The sequence below is a fragment of the Syntrophomonas sp. UBA5494 genome (genome assembly GCF_002426325.1).
In genome coordinates this window covers 1-2,565 of sequence record NZ_DIPG01000107.1, presented here as the reverse complement: position 1 = coordinate 2,565, position 2,565 = coordinate 1, and the positions used below count along the sequence as shown (strand labels likewise).

3 protein-coding genes are annotated in these 2,565 nt (G+C 43.2%); all 3 read left to right on the top strand.

Annotation, left to right across the window (positions count from 1 at the left end; all coding sequences use genetic code 11):
• Positions 1-492: TetR/AcrR family transcriptional regulator (locus B3W37_RS11905; protein WP_483175917.1), on the top strand; the 492-nt coding region annotated here is incomplete at its 5' end.
• 86 nt (positions 493-578) lie between these two features.
• The gene (locus B3W37_RS11900) at positions 579-1,445 is read left to right on the top strand and encodes a CPBP family intramembrane glutamic endopeptidase (protein WP_483175916.1); all 867 of its coding nucleotides are present in this window, start codon (positions 579-581) and stop codon (positions 1,443-1,445) included.
• A 79-nt stretch (positions 1,446-1,524) separates the two neighbouring features.
• Positions 1,525-2,403, top strand: coding sequence for a DUF6544 family protein (locus B3W37_RS11895; RefSeq protein ID WP_483175915.1), 879 nt, complete (start codon positions 1,525-1,527; stop codon positions 2,401-2,403).
• The last annotated feature ends 162 nt before the right edge of the window (positions 2,404-2,565 follow it).

The window sequence follows — 2,565 nt, the reverse complement described above, 5'->3', positions numbered from 1 at the left end:
ATGAGAAAAATCGCCGAGAAAATGGGGAGCTCAGTAGCCCCCATCTATGTGAATTTCAAGGACACCCATGAACTGACGGAAGCTTTATTAGAAAGGATTATAGGCATAAGCCAGCGGCTCTTAATTGAAGAAAGCTCCGGGGATCCATTTTACGATATGGGGAAGGCAAGTCTCAGGTTTGCCATGGAGTATAGCGTTCTTTTCAGAGATTTAGTCATGAAAAATAACAGCTACATAAGAGGCTATGATGAAAAAATGACGCCCGCTCTAATTGAAGAGATGAAAAAAGATCCTGAACTGGATGGTTTTACAATAGATGAGTTAAAAACCATATTGTTGAAACTGAGGATATTTCAGTTGGGGCTTTCAGTTATGGCTGCCAACCGCATGCTGCCAAAAGATTATAAATTGCAAGATTTGATGGACATATTATCCAGTGCGGCTGATGATGTAATACTTTCAGAGCGACTGCGGAAACACAAATCCCCATAAGAAAATCAACAATCATACAGAAAGAAGGGCGTGTGTCTAAAGCCATTGGCGTCTTAATAAATTACGGATTGAGAGGAGGTTTTTTAATGAATCAACAAGCCATTCGCAATATCGGATTATTCGTTTTTATTGTTATTGTCAGCGGGTGGATAGGGGTCGCGGCGGACTCTTACCTGCCCGGACAACCTAAAGGTGATTCTCTGGGCATGGGGATATGGTTGGTTCTGCCTCTATTGACGGCATTTCTGATTATTATGTTTTCAAAGACCCGTTGGGGAGATTTGGGCTTCAAGCCCAATTTAAAAGGAAATATTAAATGGTACCTGGCTTCTGTGTTAATATTTCCTGTTGTAACAACAATCGTTCTGATGATCGGGGCTGCCACGGATTGGATGGACCTGTCCGGACTTGATTTTAAGCTGGTTTTTTGGGCGTTTTGCAGTACTTTGTTAATCAATTTTATTATAGATATCTTTGAGGAGACAGCCTGGCGTGGTTATCTCACTTCACAACTTATCAAATTAGATCTTGATGATTGGAAGCTATATCTCATCGTTGGCTGTGTATGGACCGCATGGCATGTTCCATATTACCTGGTCTTTTTGCCTGAAGCAGATATACAATCGGTAATGCCTGTCAGCCGGGCAGTATATGTACTGGTCGCTTTCACCACATTCTTATCTTGGACGGTGATGTTTACCGAGCTTTTTAGGGTGACAAAGTCAGTTTGGCCATGCGTTATTTTGCATGCGGTAGAGGATTCGCTAATAAACCTGCTGGTCATATCAGATTATATAAGCATCGCGGCCGGAAAAGAGATCCTGGTTTCGCCAATCAACGGAGTCTTCGCTTCGTTGTTATACCTCGCGGTGGGACTGGGAATAAGAGCTTATAGAAGGCAGGCAGACCAGAAGATTGATATGGCTGGTTATATTATTGATGCGAAGGTTTAAGATTTATTTATGGTAATATCTGTGTATCTGCCGAATTACTATGACATGATAGCCTCGGCCATTGAAATGGAGAATCGTTATGAGAAAGAGGAGTAAAAGGAAAATGATGGTGATTGCCGGAGTGCTGCTGAGTATCATAGGAATGATCACGGTGTTTTTTAACATCCCATATTCGAAGACCAGGGCGGAATTTGCCCAAATAACCGGCCGTTTATCAACCGAAATAACTTCTGAAAACGGTGTGTTTACCGAAGCAGAAATCGCGGCTCTGCCGGGGCCAGTTCAGAAATATTTCAGATATTGCGGCTATATCGGCACTCCCAAAATGTCTTATATGAAAGCAACCTATCAAGATGTTGCTTTTTCATTTGGCAGAGATAAACCGACAGTCATTATGGACTACACACAGTACAACTTTGTTGGTGAACCGAGTAGAATCGCTTATATTGACAGCTCAATGTATGGGATTCCCTTTGAAGGCCTGGATTCTTATATCGCCGGTAATGGCTCAATGAGAGGAGTACTGGCCAAGCTCTTCACCTTGTTCGATCAAAGCGGAGACGCTATGGATAAAGCCGGTCTGGTCACTTTCCTTTCGGAGTGTCTTATTATGCCTGACGCGGCATTGCAGGATTATGTTGCCTGGGAAGAGATAGATGATTTACATGCTAAAGCCACTATATCGTTTAATGGGATCACTGCCAGCGGCATCTTTACATTCAAAGAAAACGGCGAAATGCATTCTTTTACAACCGATGACAGAGAGGCTATCTCCACCGATGGCAGCAGGGAAAAGGTTAAGTGGTCGGCGGTTTGCAGTGAGTATTTGGAAACAAACGGCATCAAGAAGCCCACGGTTTCCCAGGCCATCTGGCACTATGACGACGGCGACCTGGTCTATTTTGACGCCAAAGACCTTGTGGTGGAGTTGGGAACCTCGAGTAAATATGTATTTTAAGCAGCGGTTCGGTTTCGTTGAAAAGAAACTGCCCCGGTCAGGCTGTTCTCTGAGACACTTAACCGTAATAACATAAATACGGATAAATATGGACCGTATGCCCGGTCCGCATTATCGCTATCAATCAAGCATGGAACAAATTTACTTAATCTTTTTGACACA

Excerpts from the sequence above, each read along its gene's own strand:
- B3W37_RS11900 (WP_483175916.1), top strand. The coding sequence starts at position 579 with ATGAATCAACAAGCCATTCGCAATATCGGATTATTCGTTTTTATTGTT.
- B3W37_RS11895 (WP_483175915.1), top strand. The coding sequence starts at position 1,525 with ATGAGAAAGAGGAGTAAAAGGAAAATGATGGTGATTGCCGGAGTGCTG.